Below are 19,187 nucleotides of genomic sequence, written 5' to 3' on the forward strand. Positions count from 1 at the left end.
ACAACCGATGACATGACCATGACGACAACCACGAACGAAACGAGCAGCGCCATTACCGCACAACGCCGTGAAGCAGTGCAGGATCTGCTTGCGGACGCCCGCCGGATCATTGCTGAAAAGGGCGTCACGCGCGAAGCGCTGAACGCGATCAGCGAACTGCTGCTCGAACTCGCGACGCGGCACACCTTGTTCGACGCCACTGATTTTCCGCCGCCGCGGCCCGACAGCGGCGATACCTCGACCCGCTACCGGCTCAATCCCGGCGAAGACGGGCTCGCGTTGTACCTCAATTCGCTATTGCCCGGCAAGACGACGATCCCGCACAACCACGACACATGGGCCGTGATTGCGGCGATCGACGGCGCGGAGCTGAACCGTATCTACCGGCGTACCGACGACGGCCGCGATCCGGAGCGTGCAACGCTCGAACTGTTGCACGAGGTCGTGGTGCGGCCTGGCGTTCCGATCGCCTTTCTTCCCGACGACATCCACAGCATTCATGTCGGCGGCGCGGAGCCGACGCTGCACTTTCATCTCTATGGCCGTCCGCTCGAAACGCTGACGGGCCGCCTCGGCTTTGAAACCGATACCGGCCTCGTGGTGCGCTACAACGCGAAGCATATGCAGCGCGCCACCCAGGCGGTCGGCTGATGGCGGCGCCCGACGATCAGTTGCACACGCGCGTGCTGCACGCGGGCTCGCCGCTATTCGAAGACGGCGTCGCGCCCGTGAACGTTCCGGTCGTGCGTACCAGCACGGTGCGCTTCGCGACCGACGCGGTTCGCACCAGCCTGCATCACCGGCGCGAAGCGGGCGAGCCCGTCAGCACGTATGGCCGTCACGGCATGGCGACGCATCGTGCGCTCGAAGCCGCCATCGGTGAACTGGAGGGGGCGAGCGATGTGCTGCTGGCGCCTTCGGGGCTGTCGGCCATTTCGCTCGTTTTCATCGCGCTGCTGTCGCCGGGCGATCACGTGCTCGTGCAGGACAGCGTCTACGGTCCGGTGCGCGAGCGTGTGGAGCCGCTGCTCACACGGCTCGGCGTGTCGTTCAGCTATTTCAGCGCGAGTGACGGTGTGCCCACAGCGCTCGTGCGAGCTGAAACGCGCTTGATCTACGTGGAGTCGCCGTCGTCGTTCCTCTATGAAGTGGTCGATCTGCCTGCGCTCTCGGCGTTCGCGCGCGGGCATTCCGTGCTGCTCGCGGCGGATAACACATGGGGCGCGGGACTGCTCTGCCAGCCGCTCGCGCTCGGCGCCGATATTGCGATCCAGGCGACCACCAAATACCTGAGCGGTCATTCCGATCTGATGCAAGGGGCGGTGTCGACTTCGAACCCGTCACTCGCTCGCAGGCTGCGCGATACCCATGACGCACTCGGCCTGAGCGTCGGCGCCGACGACGCCTACCTCGCGCTGCGCGGTATCCGCACGCTGGCAGTGCGTCTGGCCCAGCATGGCTGCAATGCGCTCGAAGTCGCACGGTATCTGCAAACCGAGCGCAGTGCGGTTGCGCGGGTGTTTTATCCGGCGCTGCACGACGATCCGGGTCACGCATTGTGGCGTCGTGACTTCAAGGGTGCGAACGGACTCGTATCGTTTGCCTTGCGGCAAGCGAGCCGCGAGCAGGCGAGCGCATTCGTCGACGCGCTGCGGCTGTTCGGCATCGGTGCTTCGTGGGGCGGCTACGAGAGCCTCGCGCTGGTCGCGCCGCACTCACGCGTGCGCGAGCACAGCTACTGGCGCGGCAGTGAGCCGATCGTGCGTCTGCATGTCGGACTCGAAGATCCGATCGACCTGATCGGCGATTTGCGGCAGGCGTTTCGCCAGGTCCTTCAGTAAGCGCCGCTCCTTCTCAACTTCTTGCTCTCCGACTTCCAATGGCAGACATTTTTTCGCTGATCCCCGCGACCACCGTGCGTGCATGGTTGAACGACAACGACGAGATCGCGTTTCTCGATGTGCGCGAAGCCGGCGAGTTCGGCGAAGGCCATCCGTTCTTCGCGGTTCCGCTGCCGTATAGCCGGCTTGAACTCGAGATCGGCCGCCTCGTGCCGCGCCGCGATGTACGCATCGTCCTGCTCGATGCTGGCACGAACGACGAAGCAATCGCACGGCGCGCGGCACAGCGGCTTCATGCGTTGGGCTACACGCGGCTGTCCGTTCTGGAGGACGGCGCGCGCGGCTGGGCCGCGGCCGGTTACACGCTGTTCAAAGGCGTGAACGTGCCGTCGAAGACCTTCGGCGAACTGGTCGAGCATGCGTATGGGACGCCGCGCATTTCGGCGGCCGAACTCGCCGGATTGCAGGCCGAGCGCGCGCCGCTGATTCTGCTCGACGGACGCACCGTCGAAGAGCACACGAAGATGACGATACCGGGTGCGGTGAGCTGCCCCAACGGCGAATTGGCCTATCGCTTCGGTGCGCTGGCGGCAGACTCGCGCACGCCGGTCGTGATTCATTGCGCGGGCCGTACGCGCAGCATCATCGGCGCGCAACTGCTGCGCAGTCTGGGCGTGCCGAATCCGGTCGTCGCGCTCGAAAACGGCACGCAAGGCTGGGCGCTTGCCGGTCTGCAACTGGAACACGGCAGCACGCGGCGCTATCCGGATACCGTCGAAGAAGCGGTGTCGAGCGAAGCGCGCGAGCGTGCCGCGTCACTCGCCGCGCGTTTCGCCGTGACCACGCTCGACGCGCAGGCCGCGCAGGCATGGCTCGACGCGGTCGACCGCACCACCTATCTGCTCGATGTGCGCAGTGCCGACGAGTTCGCCCGCGACGGCGTGCGCGGCGCTCTCCACGCGCCCGGCGGTCAACTGCTTCAGGCGACGGACCAGACCATCGGCGTACGCCGTGCACGCGTGCTGCTGGTCGATTACGACGGGGTACGCGCGCCGGTCATTGCGGCCTGGCTCGTGCAACTGGGCCTCGAAACCGCGCTGGTCGCGGCACAGGATGCGCGCGCATTGCGGCGTCTCGCGCCGCAAGCCGCTGCGCATGGTGCTGTTGAAGAAGAACTGATCGATGCGGATGGACTGCGCAGGCTGCGCGGCGCCGAAGGCGTGCACGTGCTCGACCTGCGCTCCAGCGCCGCCTATCGCAGCGGGCATCCCGAGCGGGCGCGCTGGTCGATCCGGCCACGGTTGCCCGCGGCGCTCGCGGACGTGGCGCCGTCGCAGCGCGTCGTATTGCTGGCGGATTCGCCGGCGCTTGCCGCGCTGGCTGCGCTCGATCTGCGTGAGGCGGGCTTCGGCGAGGTATCGATTGCGAAAGACGGTATCGATACGTTCAGGCAAGCGGGCTATGCGATCGAAGCGTCACCGCAATCGCCGGCGGATAGCGCGCGCATCGATTACCTGTTCTTCGTGCATGACCGGCATGAAGGCAATTTCGATGCGGCGCGCGCCTATCTCGCCTGGGAAACCGGCCTGATCGCGCAGTGCGCGCCAGACGAGCTTCAACAGTTTCGCTTCGACACGCAGGCGTCCGACGCGGACGCGCTTGCCGAGCCGGTTCGTTCATGATCGACGGGAGATCGAAACGCGCGTTGCTAGCTGCTGTGTTTGCCGGTGCCGAAATGGCACATGCCGCCAACAGGGAAAAATGACATGACACAGATTGCCGATCTGGACCGCGACGCACGCCGAACGCTGGAACTGCTCGGACCCGCGCCCGATAACTGGGTACCCGAGCGGCCCGGCATCGACCACGACGTCTTTATCGTGGGCGGCGGGCAGACGGGATGCGCGTTCGCATTTGCGCTGCGGCGCGCGGGCATCGGCCGCGTCAGCGTAATCGACGCGGCCGCGAATGCGGCGAAGGCCGGCGTGTGGCTGAACCGCGCCCGCATGAACAAGCTGCGCACCCCGAAAATTCTCGTCGGGCCGGAAGGTGGCTTGCCGGGACTCAGCTTTCGCGCATGGTACGAGGCGCGCTTCGGCGAGGCGTCCTATCAGCAGATCGACCGCATCCCGCGCGAACGATGGGCCGAGTATCTCGCGTGGTATCGCGAGTTTCTGCAGATTCCCGTTCGCTACGGCACGCGGCTCGTGCGCATCGAGCCGCGGGACGCACATTTCCGTCTGCATCTGGAAGTCAACGGAAGCGCCAGGGTGGAGACGGCCCGCAAGCTGCTGTTGTGCAACGGCGTCGCGGGAAATGGCGGCGCGTTCGTGCCGCCCGTGCTCGCGCAACTGCCGGCGCGGTTCGTCGCGCATACGTCCGATGCGATCGACTTCGCGGCGCTGCGTGGCAAGTCGGTCGCGGTAGCGGGTGGCGCCGCGTCCGCGTTCGACGCCGCCGCGACCGCGCTCGAAGCGGGTGCGGCCGAGGTCCATCTGTTCGCGCGGCGCGCGTCGCTCGCGGCCACGCCTGTGTCACGCGCGCGCGCCTATCCCGGCGCGTACGACAATTACTTCGATTTGCCCGACGCGCTGCGCTGGGCACAGGCGTTGCGCTTCAAGCGCTCGGGCTCGACGGCGCCGCCGGATTCGATCGAGCGCGTGACGCGCTTCGAGAATTTCCATCTGCATCTGGGCACGCAATGGGAATCCGCACGTGAAACAGCAGGGCAGATCGAAGCCGTCACGGCAGGCGAATCGTTCCGTTTCGATTTTGCGATTGCGGGCACCGGCTATTTCATCGATCCGGCCGCGCGTCCCGAACTGGCCGGTTTTGCCTCGCATATCCTGTTGTGGCGCGACCGGTTCACACCGCCGCAAGGCGACGAGGACGACGAGCTCGGCGCGCATCCGTATCTCGGCTCGGCACTCGAATACCAGCAAAAAGTCGAGGGACAGGCGCCTTATCTGAAGGACATCCACGTCTACAATCCAGCAGGTTTCGTCAGCTCGGGGGTGCCCGTCGGCGACGTGCCGAGCATGAAGCGTGATATTCCCGCGGTGGTGCGACGTATCAGCCGTGATCTGTTTCTCGCCGATATCGATTCGCACGCGCGGCGGCTCGCTGCGGACGTACCCGCCGAATTCGATGAATCCGCGTATGCGGCGAGCGTTTGGCGCAGGGAGACGTCGAGCACCTTTGCGCGCTCGCAGAGCGACGCTCCGATACAGGCGCAGACCTCCTGAGCTTCGGCGCCGCTCGCCGACCTGCGTCGTGACGAGCGGCGCTATGAGGCTTGCCTGCCGCTCTTCAAGCCAGGAGAAATAGCACGCAGACAACAGTAGCCGGATGTTCCGGCGGAAGCTATGCCGACAACTTATGCATCTCTTCAATCAGGTCACGCTTGCCCTCGAACCCGATCCCCGGCAAATCGGGCAGGGTCACGTAACCGTCTTCGACTTTCACGCCATCGGGAAAGCCGCCATACGGCTGGAACAGATCCGGATAGGACTCGTTGCCGCCAAGTCCAAGGCCGGCAGCGATATTGAGCGACATCTGATGACCACCATGAGGAATACAACGGCTCGCTGACCAACCATGCTGGCGAAGCATCTCCAGCGTGCGAAGGTATTCGACCAGCCCATAACTGAGCGCGCAATCGAATTGCAGCCAGTCCCTGTCGGGACGCATTCCGCCATAGCGGATCAGGTTTCGGGCGTCCTGCATCGAGAACAGGTTCTCGCCCGTTGCCATCGGCTTGTCGTAGTAGTTGCGCAGCGTCGCCTGCAATTCGAAGTCGAGTGGATCGCCCGGCTCTTCGTACCAGAAGAGGTCATACTGGGACAGCGCCTTTGCGTATGCGATGGCGGTGTCGAGGTCGAAGCGGCCGTTCGCGTCGACGGCGAGCTTTTGACCGTCCTGCAACACGCCGAGGATCGAGTCGATTCTTCTGAGGTCTTCTTCGAGCGACGCGCCGCCTATCTTCTTCTTGACGACCGTGTAGCCGCGGTCGATGTAGCTACGCATCTCGTCCTTCAGCTTCGAGTGGTCCTGACCCGGATAGTAGTAACCGCCGGCAGCGTAGACAAACACCTTGCGCTCGGGTTTGCCGTTGCCATACCGCTCCGCGAGCAACTGAAAAAGGGGCTTGCCTTCGATCTTGGCCGTTGCGTCCCAGATAGCCATATCGATGGTACCGATGGCGACTGAGCGTTCGCCGTGTCCGCCGGGCTTCTCGTTCGTGAACATTGCCGCCCAGATCTTGTGGGGATCGAGGTTGTCGCCCGCGTCGTTGACGAGCGCCTGCGAATCTGCTTCGAGGATTCGCGGGATAAAGCGCTCGCGCATCAAGGTTCCTTGCCCATACCTGCCATTGGAGTTGAATCCATAGCCGATGACGGGCTTGCCGTCTCGCATTACGTCAGTGATGACGGCGACAAGGCTGAGCGTCATCTTGCTGAAATCTATGTACGCGTTGCGAATCGGCGAGCTGATAGCTACTGTCTTTTCGCGTATTTCAACGATTTTCATGGTTAGTCATCTTCACCGTTAAACAGCGTCACGTTTGACCTGGGAATTTAAAAGCAACCCATGCGCTAATCAGCTCGCGGAGGCTGGCCTAAAGAGAAGCCCCGCCACACATGACGATCTGTTGTCCCGTGATCGAACTCGCCCCTTCGCTCAACAGGAAAGCCGTCAGCGCCGCGACTTCCTCGGGCGAGATGAACCGTCCCATCGGAGGGAGCTTCGGAGGGGTGGCCGCTCGCGCCGGGTCACGAAGGAATGGGGTGTCCGTCGCCCCCGGAGCCACGACATTCACGGTGATGCCCCTCGGAGCGAGTTCTGCTGCCCAGGACCTTGCGAGGCCGACTAATGCCGATTTCGTCGCCGCATACTGGCTACGCGTCGCGGCGCCATTGGCGGTCCGGCTGCCCACCAGCACAATCCTGCCGCCCGCGGGCATCCGGGGCGCCAGCCGGTCAGCGAGATACACCGCCGACTCGACGTGCAGTCGCCACATCGCTGTCCCGTCCTCGATCGAAAGCCGACCAAGCGGCGCGGTGCGCATGAAGCCGGCAGCGTGCACCAGTGCGTCCACGGAGCCCAATCCGTCGCAGACGTGTCCGAGCGTATCGAAGTCGGTGACATCGGCTTGCACGACTTTCAGCAAATCGTTCGTCCATGCCACGTGTGAGCGGCATAGCCCCGTGACTCGCCAACCGTCGGAAAGCAGATGGCGGACAATTGCTTGTCCGATTCCCGAAGATGCACCGGTTACCACCGCGTGACGCAAACCCGAGCCCGGCCCTTCCGATGTACTCACAACACCTTCCTCCGCTATTGGATCTGCGAAAGCCCGTTGATGCCGACCACCCGAACCGTAATACGGTCTTGCGCATCGAAAGGCTCGAGTTGTTCCTGCTGAGCCGCGTCATCCGTGATGAGAGTCCAGTCCCGCTCGAGCGGAGTCCAGTGCTGTTGACTCGCGCGTCCGAGCTTGTCCGCGGTGACGAGAACAAAGATCTGCGCGGCCTGTCGCATCACACATTCCTTCAGATACGACTGATCGCTGCTTGCCTCGCAGAGTCCAAGTTCGGCGACCACCCCGTCAGCGCCCATGAACGCCTTGTCGACGCTCAGGCGACTCAGCACGAGTTGCGCCAGTGGGCCGAGGGTGCTCATGCTCGACGAGCGCACGTCGCCGCCGATGACCGTTACCTGAACGCCCGACGAGACGAGCGGGCTCACCACCAGCAGGTTATTGGTGACCACATGCACGGACGTGCGACCGGCGAGAAGGCGAGCCAGCTCTGCCGTCGTCGTGCCTCCATCGAGAAATACGGTGTCACCGTCTTCAACGAACGCGCTCGCTGCCCGTGCTATCGCCTCCTTCTGCTCAGGCGAGGTGATGCGCCGTTCCTCGAGAGACGGTTCACGCTCATGGGAGCCGACCGCCGCCGCACCGCCGTAAGTACGAAGAATCCGGTTGTCGCTGGCAAGGGCGCGCAGGTCCCGGCGAACCGTTGCTTCCGACATGCCGAAGTGCTCGCAAAGTGTCGCGACATCGGTCATCCCGCCCAGCACCGCCTGCAGCATCGCCTCACGGCGTTTGGTCACTTTCATGTGCGTAAATTCTTGGTCCAATAGAGTTCGCGCGTTTATCCGCGCGTCTGGAGCACCAAGTTTATCCAATTGCCGCACTGACCGTCCATTTGCGGTGGCGAGACTCATCGTCCGCGCACCCAGCATTCATCGACGCGTACGTATTTGATTTTCTGGCGAAACCACGTATACGCGATGTGCAATGCACCGTCGTCCGACTGCACGATGGACGGATACGAGTACTCCCGATTGCGCTGGTCGGCGGAGTTGTTGGTCATGCAGTATCCGTCTCCGATTTCCAGGTTACGGCGCCGACGCCAGGTCCTGCCGCCGTCCTCGGAGATGGCCAGAGACATCGGCGCGCGCGGAGCGCCCCAGAACGCGGTGCCGTGCGCGGACGCTTTCTGGTCGCGCAACTCACCGCTGTCCTCGGAGTCTTCGATGTCATCGTACAGAGATGCACGGCGCTCACTGCCATGCGACGCATCGCTTTCGTTGAAGACCATCGCGAGGTGGCCGTTCTTCAATACCGTGAACTGAATCGACGAATTGTTATTCGGGACTTCGGTGGGCTGTGGCACGCTCCATTCGCGGCCATCCGTCGAGCGACTTGCGTACACGAAGTCAGCCCAGCGACTGCGGTAAAGAGCGAGCAGGGAGCCATCGTGGAGCACACGGACGTTCATATGCACACAGCCGATGCTGTCCGGAACCTCATGCAACGTCCACGACGCTCCCTCGTCATCGGACACCATGACCGCGCTGACGTCATTGTTGCCGACCCAGCGTTCGCCCACCTCGGTGCGGCACAGGAATACCGGACAAATCCACGCTCCGCCTTGCAGCGTGACAATCGGTTGGCGAACAAACGTGCCCGGCTGGTCGAACAGGGTCTCGACGGGGCCCCACGTCTTTCCGCCGTTCGTCGAAATCCTTCGGCGAACGATTGCGGTGTTCTGATGACCGGAAAGCTGCGCGGTGTAAAGCAGCCAGAGCTGGCCGTTCGGCGCCGTAAAGAGCACCGGGTTCTGCTCCGAGCGCGTCGGGTCGTCCGAGAGCTTCTCGGGCGCGGACCATTCGCCGGTGCCCGCCGCGAGACGCGACATGTAAATGGACACGTCCGGAATGCCTTCCTGGGTTCCGCCAAACCAGACGCACAGCAGATCGCCGTTTTCAAGGACGTGCAGATTTGCGGCGTGGTTCTGAACGCAGGATGTCGGAAGGAAGGCTTCCTTCCGTTCGGCATCGGCGTAGGCGGTGCGAACGCAGTTATCAGAGGCGGCTCCCGCCGCTTCAACGAAGTTCGTGTTCATGAAATCTCTCTCTGATGTATGACCAGGTCAGTGGGACTCACGGTGAGCCAGTCCCTTGTCTTGAAGGTCCGAACCCGTGCTGTGGAACAGCAGCTTGCTGAATACGAGAACAACCGCCGGCGTGACGAGCGCGACGTACATGTTGTCGATGCCGAACGGGTTGCCGAGCAGATACCAGGCCGTTGTCGCGAGCGTGGCGATGACAAGGCCCGAGACAGCGCCGCGCTTGCCACTGAAGAAAGGCAGATAGATGCCTATCAGCGCGACGACGGAAACGGAGAGGCGCAACGCACGGGTGAAGAAAGAGAGCGCCAGAATCTGCGGCACGAAGAGAACGAAAATGAGCGGCAGAAAACCGACGACCAGAGAAATCCAGCGCGTCATGCGCAGTTCGACATCCGGAGTGGGGTTGAAGCGCGGAACATAAAAGTCTTTCACAATCAGCGAGGCGATTGCCAGAGCGACTGTACAGACGCTCACGAAGATCGAAGCCACCAGCGAAGTCGTGACGATGCCCGCGAGGACGGGGTTCATATGCTGCAGGAACACCGGCAGTGCGTACAGGCTCTTGATGTTGGGATACAGGTACTTCGCCGATACCCCGATGAAGCCGAGCGCCAGCCCAATAGGTACGCACAGGAATGCGGCGATCAACGAGGAAGCGCGCGCGGCCTCGGGACTCCTGGTCGCCGAAATGGCCTGGATGATGAACTGCGTGGAGAAAATCGCACCGGCCGTGCCGATGATCCACGCACCGATCGTACCGCCCGACAGGGCCCCGGACCACGTGAAGAAGTGTGCGGGCATGTTCGCCGCCATCGGCCTGATACCGCCCGACAGCTTCCAGGCCATGGCCACGAGAATGCCGATTCCGATGAGCTTCACGGCGCTGTGCACGATCGTCAGATAGGCAACGCTCTTGAGGCCGCCCCAGACGAAGTAGATGGTACTGACGATGGCGGTGATGATCGCGGCCGTGGTCAGATTGATGCGCATGACCGTCGAGATTGCCGCGGCGCCGCTGACGTAGTTGCCTACGTTGACGAGGAACAGCGCGTAAATCATGATGGCCGAGACGACGAGCTTCGCCCCGTGACCATACTTCCTGGCGATAAACCCGGAGATGGTGAACTCGCCCGACGCATACAGGCGTTTGGCCATGAACAGACCAAAGAAAAGAAAGCCAATGGCTGCCGCAACGACGGACCACGAAGCTGCGATCCCCGCGGAGAATGCTTCCTGCGACGTCCCGACCGTGGACTTTGCGCCGATGAACTCGGACATCAGCAGAATGGCGACGACCACGGCGGGCATCGAGCGCCCCGCCACCATGAACTGCTCGGAATTTTTACTGCGCAGGCGAATGCTGAACAGACTGGTAATCACGATATAGGCTACGACCATCCCGATGATGATGGCAGTGTCCCAATAATTGAAGGTGGCCATGACGTTGTCTCCAGATGACCTTGAGTTGAGGCTCGTTGAGCTGAGTTGAGCCATCCGGCATGTGCCTGCCGGTATCGCTCTTTATTCAGGCGTTGCCTGCCTGCCCGTGCCGGGATGCTCAGGCGGCGCTGGCAGCAGGCGATATCTCGTTGTGGCGCGTCGCGAGGTCCAGGGCCTGACGGAATGCCTCGAGCATGCTGCGTTCGTCAGCGATGCCTTTACCGGCGATGTCGAAGGCCGTGCCGTGGTCCACCGAGGTTCGGATAACGGGCAGGCCCACCGTCACGTTGACCCCGGCTTCAAGACCCATTACCTTCACCGGGCCGTGGCCCTGGTCGTGATACATCGCGACCACCACGTCGAAATCGCCACGGCCTGCGCGGAAGAACAGCGTGTCCGCGGGCAGCGGACCTTCCACATCCCATCCGCGCTCCTGCAGGAGCTTGACCGCGGGAACAATCTTCTCTTCCTCTTCGCCGTAACCGAAGAGTCCGTTCTCGCCCGCATGCGGATTGATTCCGCACACGCCGATGCGGGGGTTGGAGATGCCGGCTCGAACCAGTGTTTCATGCGCGCGTTCGATGGTGCGCTGAACGAGGCCGGGTTCGATTTTGCGAATGGCGTCGAGCAGGCCGATGTGCGTGGTGACGTGAATCACGCGGAGATTCGGTGCTACGAGCATCATCGAGACTTCGTCGATACCCGTCAGATGCGCGAGCATTTCAGTGTGTCCCGGGAAAATATGGCCGCCCGCGTGCAGCGCTTCCTTATTGAGAGGCGCGGTGCAGATGGCATCGAGTTCGCCCGCGGTGGTCAGCTCCACCGTACGCGCGATGTACTGATAAGCGGCATCTCCGGCGATGGGAGAAAGCTTTCCATAGGGCAGGTCGGCGGGAATCAGCCCCAGGTCGATGCAGTCGACGACACCGGGGCGGAACTCTCCTTCCGATGGCTTGCCGATAGCGCGAACTTCGAGGTCAACTCCGGCTCTGCGGCCGGCGTCGCGCAGACGCGCCGCGTCGCCGATGACAACCGGGCGGCACTGCTCATACACGGACGCATGGGCGAGGCTCTTCATGATGATTTCCGGACCTACGCCGGCGGCATCGCCCATGGTGATGCCAATTACAGGACGATAAGTCATAGCTTCCTCTTCGCTGGGTTGACGCGGCGCTTGCGCATCCGCTGGCTGCATGGCTACGATTCGTTGCCACGCGCGATACAGGGTGTCGGGCTGGCCGAAGCCGCCCGCCTTGGTGACGACGGGCAACGTGCGGCCGCCATAAGTGGCGGCAAGCAACGGCACGCCGCGTTCAATCTCTTCGATGACCTCGAGTGACACGATGCCCATCGTCGAGAGCAGCGCGCGGGCCGTCTCCCCTCCGGTTGCAATCAGGCCACTTGCGTATTCGCCGGCTGGGGCGAGTCGTTGCGCGAGGCTTCGCGCGAGCAATGCGCTGTCGGCGCCAGGAATGCGTTCGGACTGGCTGAGCGCAACGACTGCATGACGGCCGCAACGGAGTGCCTCCGTCACGCCGGCCGCGAGCGCGAGCGTCGTGGGATTGAGCGGATCGAGCAACGCCTGCGCATCGGCTTCGAAGAAATCGACAGCACCGTTGGCGTTCGAACGCCATGTCGCGACCTGCTGATGCGAGACACTCGACATGCTGCCGACCACGGCCAGCACACCGCGTCGAGAGGGCAGGTGTTTCGTCGAAGGCCGCTCCGACTCTCTTCCGGCGTCGGACCAACGCGAGCCCGCTGCGGCAAGCACTTTCACTAACGGCGCGGCAAACCCGGCGGAGCCCACCCAGAACACGCCGCTCAGGGTTGCCGATGCGGCGGCCAGGATAGCGAGGTCTTCGTCGGTTTCGCTGTCGCACACTACAGCCTGGAACTGTTCCCGCTGGCAGGCGGCGAGTTTCGATTGCAGCGCGGATGCGCCCTCGCGCACCGTTTGCAACGTCACCTGAGCGACGCGCAGGCCTGCTCCGGTCAGCATCGAGCCCAGGTCTGCCTTGCCGGCAATGTGTTCATTTCTCCAGACCTCGGAGTCTTCGACGGGCACGCCGAAGATGAACTGCCGTCCGTCGAGCGTCATGCGCCCGGCCTGAGGGAACGCCGGGGCGACGACAGCCATTCCTGCAACAGATGCGAGCGCTGCGACTTCAGCGGCGACATTACCGCGCAAGGTCGAGTCAATTTTCTTGTACACCCGACGACCGTCGGCAAAGACACGCCAGGCCAGCTCGTTAGCGCGCGCGGCTTCGACGGGCGCGTGCCGGCGAGTGTCGGTGTCCACGGCCAGCACATCGATATCATTCGCCGTGTGAGCTGACCCGGTGCCAAGATTGACGATGCTGCGCAGGCCGTAATGGGTGCACGTGACCGCGCAATCAGCGGTGCCGGACAGGTCGTCACCGATGATGAGAAGCCGCGCGTCGCCGCTGATGGAGGTATTCATGGCAGCAGACGGCTGTAAATTCCCTTGATGTCGTCGAGACTCAATGGCTTGGGGTTGTTGCCGAGCAGACGCTTCACTTTGGATGCCGCAACCGCGAGCGCGTCGAGATGATCCACCGAGACGCCGAAAACGCGCAGGTCCTGAGGGATGGCGATGGCCGCGGTCCATTCGTGAATGCGCGCGAGCAGCCGGTCGGCGGCCAGCTCGTCGCTGTCGCCGTGCTGCGCGATATCGAGCGCGCGTGCGACATTGGCAAGCCGGTCCACGATGGCGTCCAGGTTGAAGGCCATGACATGCGGCAGCAGCATCGAATTCGCGACACCGTGCGTGATGTTGAACATCCCGCCGAGCGGGTAGGCCAGCGCGTGCACCGCCGCGGTTCCGGCCGCCGTCAGAGCCAGTCCGCCATACATGGAGCCGAGCAGCATCGCTTCGCGGGCTTTGAGCGACTGCCCGTTTTCGTAGGCTTCCACGAGGTTCGCGCCAATCAGCCGCATCGACTCCATTGCGAACATGTCGCTGATGGGATTCGCCTTGGTCGAAATATAGGATTCGAGTGAGTGGATGAAGGCATCCATACCTGTAGCCGCGGTAATCGGCTTCGGCAGGTCGAGAGTCAGCGTTGCGTCCAGAATGACGAGTTGCGGCAGCAGGTGGCGACTGACGATGCCAACCTTCAATTCCTCGTCGGGGAGCGTGACGATGGCGTTCGGGGTGACTTCGGACCCGGTGCCGGCCGTCGTCGGCACGAGAACCAGCGGAACCCCGGGCGTCGGAATCAGATCGATGCCCAGCCAGTCGCGCAACGGCTGCTGGTTAGTGAGCCGAACGGCGAAGAGCTTTGCGGCGTCCAGCACGCTGCCGCCGCCGATTGACAGGACGGCGTCGGGTGCGAACGGTTCGATCTGTTCGCGATAGACCGACTCGACATTTTCAATCGTGGGTTCCGGCTGTACGTCTCGCACAATCAGCGCTTCGATGTCTTTCGCCTTGAGCGCCGCGACGACGCGGGCCGCCACACCGTTTTCTTCCATGACCGGCTGCGTGATGAATGCAATGCGGCGGATCGGCTTGTCGAGCAGCGCGAGCTTCTCCGGCAACTGGTCCAGGCTGTTGGGCCCGTGCACGATGTGCTTGACGCCCTGGAAGTGGTAAGCGGTGTTCATGTCGAGTCTCTGTCTCTGTCAATCGGTTAGTCGGTGCGAGCCGGTGCTCAGTCGACGCGCGGATAAATCTCGAGGGCTTTCGCGAGCCGCTCGCGTGCCGCGTCGTCGAGCGGCTGCGCGGGGGAGCGCGCCGGACCGGCGGGCATGCCGAGCATCGCCGCGGCGGTCTTCAATACGACAGGCATCGTGCCGAGCGCGAACGCATCACGCAGCGCACGCAGCGATTCCTGCGCGCGACGGGCGGAGGCGATATCGCCAGCCTGGAAGTTGTTCCAGATGGACATCACGACACTCGGGACCGCGTTTGTCGTCGCGGCGACGGCACCGTCGCCGCCCGCCATCAGGGTCCAGAGGATCATCGAATCGGTGCCGGTGAATACGGCGAAATCGTCGCGGCGCAGGTTAATCAGTTGCAGCAGACGGTCGAAGTCGCCGCCGCTGTCCTTGATGCCGCGGATATTCGGAATTTCCGAGAGCCGGCGCACCGTATCGACGGTAAGCGTGATGCCTGCCTTGGCCGGAATGGTGTAGAGCATCACGGGCAGCGACGTGTTGCGTGCAATGCGCTCGTAGTGGGTGAACAGTTCCTGCTGGGTCGCGCCGTTGAAATAAGGCGTGATGACCGAGACCGCATCGACGCCCGTGTCTTGCATCTTCGTATTGAGTTCGATGACGTCGCGCGTTGCGTAGGCGCCCGTACCCGCTATGACCGGCACCCGGCCGCGCGCCTGGTCGACCGTGATGGCGGCGATGCGTAGCTTTTCCGTTTCGGACAAGCCGATGAATTCACCGTTCGTGCCGAGCACGAAGAGAGCATGCACGCCGGCATCGATCAGACGTTCGATCAGTGTGCGCAGACCGGCTTCATCGATCTCCTCGGCGGGCGTCATCGGAGTGATGAGAGCGGGAACGATTCCCTTGAAATTGACTGACATACGAATTCTCCACTTTGCTTGTAGCGCGGCTTTATGCCGTCCCTCGTCGCGCTGATCAGAACTTGTGACGCAAACCCAACGCCGCAACGATCTGATGCGAATTGCTCGATGCGGTCACCGGCCACAGCGCGGCCACGGCTGCCTTGCCGGTGGAGTCGATGCCGCTCGCGCTTTGCCAGGCCGTGGTCAGATAGACATCGGTGCGCTTCGACAGGAAGTAGTCGCCGCCGAGGTTCACCTGGTTGTAGTGCGCGTTGCCTGCGCCGCGTGTATGGGTGTAGTCGTAGGCCACGCCGAGCAGCAGTGCATGCGTCAGCTGATAGTTGAAGTTGGCTTCGTAATTGTCGAAAACGACCGTCGCTCCCTTGTATCGGGCGATGGGCGCCGACGCGGCAGGCGAACCGAGGTCGCTGAAATTCGAGTTGGAATAGACCAGCCCGAACTTTGCCGCGCCCAGCGTGTAGTTGGCTGCCACCGATGCGACGCTCAACGTGCGCGCGGACGCGTATCCGGAATAGATGGGCGTATTGTTGGGCGAAATGGCGGCTGAGCCGGCCGTACCGTCCCAGAGCGCCGTATTGGGTCGCGACGTGTCGATGTACGACGCTCCCACTGACAATGGCCCGCGGTTGTAACCGGCCGCGACGCTCCAGATGCGGTTATTGTTGAAGTCCCCGGCGGTGCCGCCGAGGCTGAACAGGCCGCCGAACCGGAAGCCGCCATAGTCCTGACTGAGGAACTTGACGCTGTTGCTGATCCGGCCGTTGACGTACAGGTTGTCCGTGTTGCCCGGGTGGGCGCCGATACCGCCAGCCCACTGATTGGCCGCAATGAGCGGCCCGACGAAGTCGGCGGACGGTTCGTTTTGACGCCCGGCGGTGACGGTTCCATAAGGCGAGCTGATGCCGACATAGGCCGCGCGTCCGAACATGCGGCCGTTCTGACCCAGCGTGCCCGTCGTGCTGCTGAAACCATTCTCCAGCTGGAAGATGGCCTTGAACCCCGCGCCCAGATCTTCCGCGCCTTTCAGGCCCCAACGGCTCCCGGACTCCACGCCGCTCGACATCTGATACGCGGTGCCGCCTTTCTGATTGTTGGTGTACACCAGAGATGTGTCTATCAAACCATACAGAGTGACGTTGCTCTGCGCGTGAGCACAGGCTGCGGCACCGAGCATTCCGAACAACACGATTGGTTTTTTCATTGATGCGTCTCCGATTTTTCGCGGTTTGATTGATTCAATCACTAAAGGACAGCCGTCTCACCGATCTGGTCACTGGAATGACCGTGATGAGCATCATAGGCGATCGAATCGGTCAAAATAATGAGGGAAAACCCGGTAGTTTGATTGGTTCGATCGTTTTTGATCGGGTAATTAATCGAGCCCCGTTAATTTTGATCGATGTGTGCAATCTGGTTGGCCGCAATCCTGGGAAAGGGGCGTTCGGTGGATCTGACGCGTAGAGCGGATTTCGTCGCAGGGGGAGATAGCGACGCAGCAAGCTCATCGCGCTTCAACTACATGAAGCTGACGCGAGGCGAACTGCTTCGACAGGAGAATTTCATCGACGGAAAGTGAGGACGCGCTATCGATCTCGCGCGCCTGATGTCGATGGAGCAGGGCAAGCCGCTGGCCGAAGCGCGCGGCGAGGTTGCCTATGGCGCTTCTTACGTCGCGTGGCTTGCGGAAGAGGTCACGAAGATATTGCTTAGCTTGCCGGATTCCTCACACACCGGAACCCCGCATAAACATACTGATAATGCGGCTGAAACCAGTTGCGGAATTCCGGCCTCAGCATGCACGACGCGGTGCGCGCCGAGCCGCCTTTGAGCACGTAATGCTGGCCGTCGAAAAAGTTGGCCGAATAACCGGGATAGAACGGAAACGCTTCGAAGCCGGGCAGTGCGTCGAATAGCGTCGACGTCCACTCCCAGCCATTGCCGAACTGACCTTCCACGCCGAATGCGCTGACGTTGTCCGGATGCGTGTCGACGGGCTGGGGGTCCCAGTTGCGGAAATCGAAGTTGCCCGATGCCGCCCGCGGCACGCCGTGCGCGGCGCGCTGCCATTGCGCCTCGGTCGGCAGGCTCTTGCCGGCCCAGCGCGCGTACGCGCTCGCTTCGGCATGACTCACGTAGACGGGCCAGTCGAGCGGCAGCGGCACTTCGTCGAACATCGTGCGCAGCATCCATTCACCGTGTCCGTCCCGCGCGGCGTCGCGCGACCAGCCGGCGGGCTGCTCGATCCGCTCCGCCTCCTTCCATGCCCAGTCTTGCGGCGACCACCACTTCGGCTCGCGATAACCGCCATCCTCGACGAACTGCAGGAACGCGCCGTTCGTCACCATATGCCGGTCGATATCGAAAGCGGGCACGTCTACCCGCATTTCGCCGAACTCGTTGTCCCAGCCGAAGCGGCCGGCCTCGCGCGCCATGCCGAGCACGGCCTGGCCGCCCGGCACGCTGACCATCGACGACAACGTGTCGCGCTGCTCCGGCCGCGTCACCACCGGCTTGCGCAACGTGGCGTCTTTCTGCGCGAGCGGCAACTGATGCAGCATGTACGCAAGCGTTTCGGCATGCATCAACCGATGCTCGATCGCGACGTTCAGCAACTGTTCGGCCGCTCCGGCTTGCGCCGGGTTGCCGGAATCGTCGAGCGCGGCGTCGATCTGCCGGCGGGCCCGCGCGGCGTATTCGCGCACAGTGTCGAGCGACGGCCAGTCGCCGGGTTGATCGGTGGGAAAGCCGCCACCCACGGGGTCGATGCCGAACGCGAAAAGCTGGTCGAGTTCAGGGGCGAACGCCGGCAGCTCGAACAGGCGCTGATCGAACAGATTGCGATCGAACGCTTCCAGATGGCCGATGTAGAACACGATCCGATGACGTTCGCGGATCGGGCGTTCATAGAGATAGTCGGGTTTGACGACGGCAAAAAGGGCGTCGGTGATTTGGCGCGCGTCGATCAGACGCTGCACGAGCGGGTGATGCGGGGCGGGGTCGCGATTCATGTCGCCGGGGCTCCTTTGTCGATCGGAGCCGGTGCTGAAGCGCTAACTCCGATCCCATGCAAACAGGTTGCTGTGGGGACAGTCCGAAAACTGTACCCGCACGCAGGGGCCGTGCCAAGGCGAAAAACGCGCGAGACAAGCTGGAGAAGCCGGGCGGGACCGGCACATCGGTGAAAGAAGCGGCTTAGACCTGCCGCAGCCCTTCGAGATCGACGATCCGGATGTGCTTGCCCTGCGTGTCGATCAGGCCGCGCTTTTGAAATCTTGACAGGGTGCGGCTCACGGTTTCGAGCGTCATGCCGAGGTAGCTGCCCATATCCTCGCGTGTCATGCGCAGATTGAACTCCGACCACGAATAGCCGCGCTGCGCATTGCGTTGCGATATGTCGAGCAGGAAAGCGGCGACGCGTTCGTCGGCGGATAGCGAACCGAGCACCATCATCTGCGCCGCCTCGCTGACGATCTGCGCGCCGAGCAGCTTGTGCATGCGTTCCTGCATCGAGCTGATCTCGCGGCACAGCAGCTTCAGCGCGCTGTACGGGACGATACAGACGGTGCTGTCCTCGAGCGCGATGGCGCTGCATGCGTGCACGTCCGCGCTGATGCCGTCGAGTCCGAGCGCTTCGCCGGCGAGCCGCAGGCCCGTGACCTGTTCGCGGCCGTCGCGATGGGTCATCACGGTTTTCATCGAGCCGGAGCGCACCGCATAAATGTTGTCGAAACGGTCGCCGCTGCGATACAGCGCTTCGCCGCGCTGCACGGCGCGCGCGGAGCAGATCAGCGTTTCGAGTTTCGACAGTTCCTCCGCCGACAGGCCCTGCGGCATGCACAACGGTCGCATCGAACAGCTCGAGCAGCGCGCGGCGGTGCGCGCGGTCGCGCGCGGCGGCACGGCCCGGCGGGTGCCGC

At 63.1% G+C, this 19,187-nt stretch carries 15 protein-coding genes; 4 read left to right on the forward strand and 11 right to left on the reverse strand.

Annotation, left to right across the window (positions count from 1 at the left end; translation table 11 throughout):
* The first annotated feature begins 18 nt into the window (after positions 1-18).
* From QM685_RS25555 to QM685_RS25570, 4 genes are all read left to right on the forward strand, one after another.
* The gene (locus QM685_RS25555) at positions 19-651 is read left to right on the forward strand and encodes a cysteine dioxygenase (RefSeq protein WP_415120637.1); all 633 of its coding nucleotides are present in this window, start codon (positions 19-21) and stop codon (positions 649-651) included.
* Positions 651-1,841, forward strand: coding sequence for a trans-sulfuration enzyme family protein (locus QM685_RS25560; protein ID WP_415120639.1), 1,191 nt, complete (start codon positions 651-653; stop codon positions 1,839-1,841). The genes QM685_RS25555 and QM685_RS25560 overlap by 1 nt, the downstream gene beginning before the upstream one ends.
* Before the next feature lie 38 nt (positions 1,842-1,879).
* A complete protein-coding gene (locus QM685_RS25565; protein WP_415120641.1) occupies positions 1,880-3,523 on the forward strand; it encodes a rhodanese-like domain-containing protein in 1,644 nt (547 codons plus the stop codon).
* A gap of 84 nt (positions 3,524-3,607) precedes the next feature.
* On the forward strand, positions 3,608-5,086 hold the full coding sequence (locus tag QM685_RS25570) for an NAD(P)-binding domain-containing protein (RefSeq protein WP_415120643.1): 1,479 nt from the start codon (positions 3,608-3,610) through the stop codon (positions 5,084-5,086).
* A gap of 118 nt (positions 5,087-5,204) precedes the next feature.
* Here the strand turns inward: QM685_RS25570 and QM685_RS25575 are convergent, their stop codons facing one another.
* The 11 genes from QM685_RS25575 to QM685_RS25625 form a co-directional block, all read right to left on the reverse strand.
* Positions 5,205-6,371, reverse strand: coding sequence for a mandelate racemase/muconate lactonizing enzyme family protein (locus tag QM685_RS25575; protein WP_415120645.1), 1,167 nt, complete (start codon positions 6,369-6,371; stop codon positions 5,205-5,207).
* Between the two features lie 88 nt (positions 6,372-6,459).
* Positions 6,460-7,164 carry an SDR family NAD(P)-dependent oxidoreductase gene (locus tag QM685_RS25580; protein ID WP_415120647.1) on the reverse strand — a complete coding sequence of 235 codons (705 nt, stop codon included), beginning with the start codon at positions 7,162-7,164 and terminating at the stop codon, positions 6,460-6,462.
* Between the two features lie 14 nt (positions 7,165-7,178).
* Entirely contained in the window at positions 7,179-7,964 is a 786-nt protein-coding gene (locus tag QM685_RS25585) for a DeoR/GlpR family DNA-binding transcription regulator (protein ID WP_415120649.1), read from the reverse strand.
* A 104-nt stretch (positions 7,965-8,068) separates the two neighbouring features.
* Positions 8,069-9,256, reverse strand: coding sequence for a sialidase family protein (locus tag QM685_RS25590; protein ID WP_415120651.1), 1,188 nt, complete (start codon positions 9,254-9,256; stop codon positions 8,069-8,071).
* A 27-nt stretch (positions 9,257-9,283) separates the two neighbouring features.
* Positions 9,284-10,702, reverse strand: a complete 1,419-nt coding sequence (locus QM685_RS25595) for a sodium:solute symporter family protein (protein WP_415120653.1) — start codon at positions 10,700-10,702, stop codon at positions 9,284-9,286.
* 118 nt (positions 10,703-10,820) lie between these two features.
* Positions 10,821-13,166, reverse strand: a complete 2,346-nt coding sequence (gene pdxA, locus QM685_RS25600; RefSeq protein WP_415120655.1) for a 4-hydroxythreonine-4-phosphate dehydrogenase PdxA — start codon at positions 13,164-13,166, stop codon at positions 10,821-10,823.
* Positions 13,163-14,332, reverse strand: coding sequence for an iron-containing alcohol dehydrogenase (locus QM685_RS25605; protein ID WP_415120657.1), 1,170 nt, complete (start codon positions 14,330-14,332; stop codon positions 13,163-13,165). Before QM685_RS25605 ends, pdxA begins: the two co-directional genes overlap by 4 nt.
* 47 nt (positions 14,333-14,379) lie before the next feature.
* Positions 14,380-15,267, reverse strand: a complete 888-nt coding sequence (gene dapA / locus QM685_RS25610; protein ID WP_415120659.1) for a 4-hydroxy-tetrahydrodipicolinate synthase — start codon at positions 15,265-15,267, stop codon at positions 14,380-14,382.
* 55 nt (positions 15,268-15,322) lie between these two features.
* Positions 15,323-16,471, reverse strand: a complete 1,149-nt coding sequence (locus QM685_RS25615; protein ID WP_415120677.1) for a porin — start codon at positions 16,469-16,471, stop codon at positions 15,323-15,325.
* 505 nt (positions 16,472-16,976) lie between these two features.
* Complete coding sequence (locus QM685_RS25620; RefSeq protein WP_415120661.1) at positions 16,977-18,278, reverse strand: SUMF1/EgtB/PvdO family nonheme iron enzyme; 1,302 nt, start codon at positions 18,276-18,278, stop codon at positions 16,977-16,979.
* A 184-nt stretch (positions 18,279-18,462) separates the two neighbouring features.
* Entirely contained in the window at positions 18,463-19,119 is a 657-nt protein-coding gene (locus tag QM685_RS25625) for a helix-turn-helix domain-containing protein (protein WP_415120679.1), read from the reverse strand.
* Between the last annotated feature and the right edge of the window lie 68 nt (positions 19,120-19,187).

It is taken from the genome of Paraburkholderia sp., assembly GCF_047605525.1.
Taxonomy (GTDB): Bacteria; Pseudomonadota; Gammaproteobacteria; order Burkholderiales; family Burkholderiaceae; genus Paraburkholderia.

What these genes read in the sequence shown, in the direction of transcription:
- QM685_RS25590 (WP_415120651.1), bottom strand. Translation starts at nt 9,256, where the DNA reads ATGAACACGAACTTCGTTGAAGCGGCGGGAGCCGCCTCTGATAACTGC.
- QM685_RS25605 (WP_415120657.1), bottom strand. Translation starts at nt 14,332, where the DNA reads ATGAACACCGCTTACCACTTCCAGGGCGTCAAGCACATCGTGCACGGG.
- QM685_RS25575 (WP_415120645.1), bottom strand. Translation starts at nt 6,371, where the DNA reads ATGAAAATCGTTGAAATACGCGAAAAGACAGTAGCTATCAGCTCGCCG.
- QM685_RS25595 (WP_415120653.1), bottom strand. Translation starts at nt 10,702, where the DNA reads ATGGCCACCTTCAATTATTGGGACACTGCCATCATCATCGGGATGGTC.
- dapA (WP_415120659.1), bottom strand. Translation starts at nt 15,267, where the DNA reads ATGTCAGTCAATTTCAAGGGAATCGTTCCCGCTCTCATCACTCCGATG.
- QM685_RS25620 (WP_415120661.1), bottom strand. Translation starts at nt 18,278, where the DNA reads ATGAATCGCGACCCCGCCCCGCATCACCCGCTCGTGCAGCGTCTGATC.
- QM685_RS25585 (WP_415120649.1), bottom strand. Translation starts at nt 7,964, where the DNA reads ATGAAAGTGACCAAACGCCGTGAGGCGATGCTGCAGGCGGTGCTGGGC.
- QM685_RS25565 (WP_415120641.1), top strand. Translation starts at nt 1,880, where the DNA reads ATGGCAGACATTTTTTCGCTGATCCCCGCGACCACCGTGCGTGCATGG.
- QM685_RS25625 (WP_415120679.1), bottom strand. Translation starts at nt 19,119, where the DNA reads ATGCGACCGTTGTGCATGCCGCAGGGCCTGTCGGCGGAGGAACTGTCG.
- QM685_RS25555 (WP_415120637.1), top strand. Translation starts at nt 19, where the DNA reads ATGACGACAACCACGAACGAAACGAGCAGCGCCATTACCGCACAACGC.
- pdxA (WP_415120655.1), bottom strand. Translation starts at nt 13,166, where the DNA reads ATGAATACCTCCATCAGCGGCGACGCGCGGCTTCTCATCATCGGTGAC.
- QM685_RS25615 (WP_415120677.1), bottom strand. Translation starts at nt 16,471, where the DNA reads ATGAAAAAACCAATCGTGTTGTTCGGAATGCTCGGTGCCGCAGCCTGT.
- QM685_RS25570 (WP_415120643.1), top strand. Translation starts at nt 3,608, where the DNA reads ATGACACAGATTGCCGATCTGGACCGCGACGCACGCCGAACGCTGGAA.
- QM685_RS25560 (WP_415120639.1), top strand. Translation starts at nt 651, where the DNA reads ATGGCGGCGCCCGACGATCAGTTGCACACGCGCGTGCTGCACGCGGGC.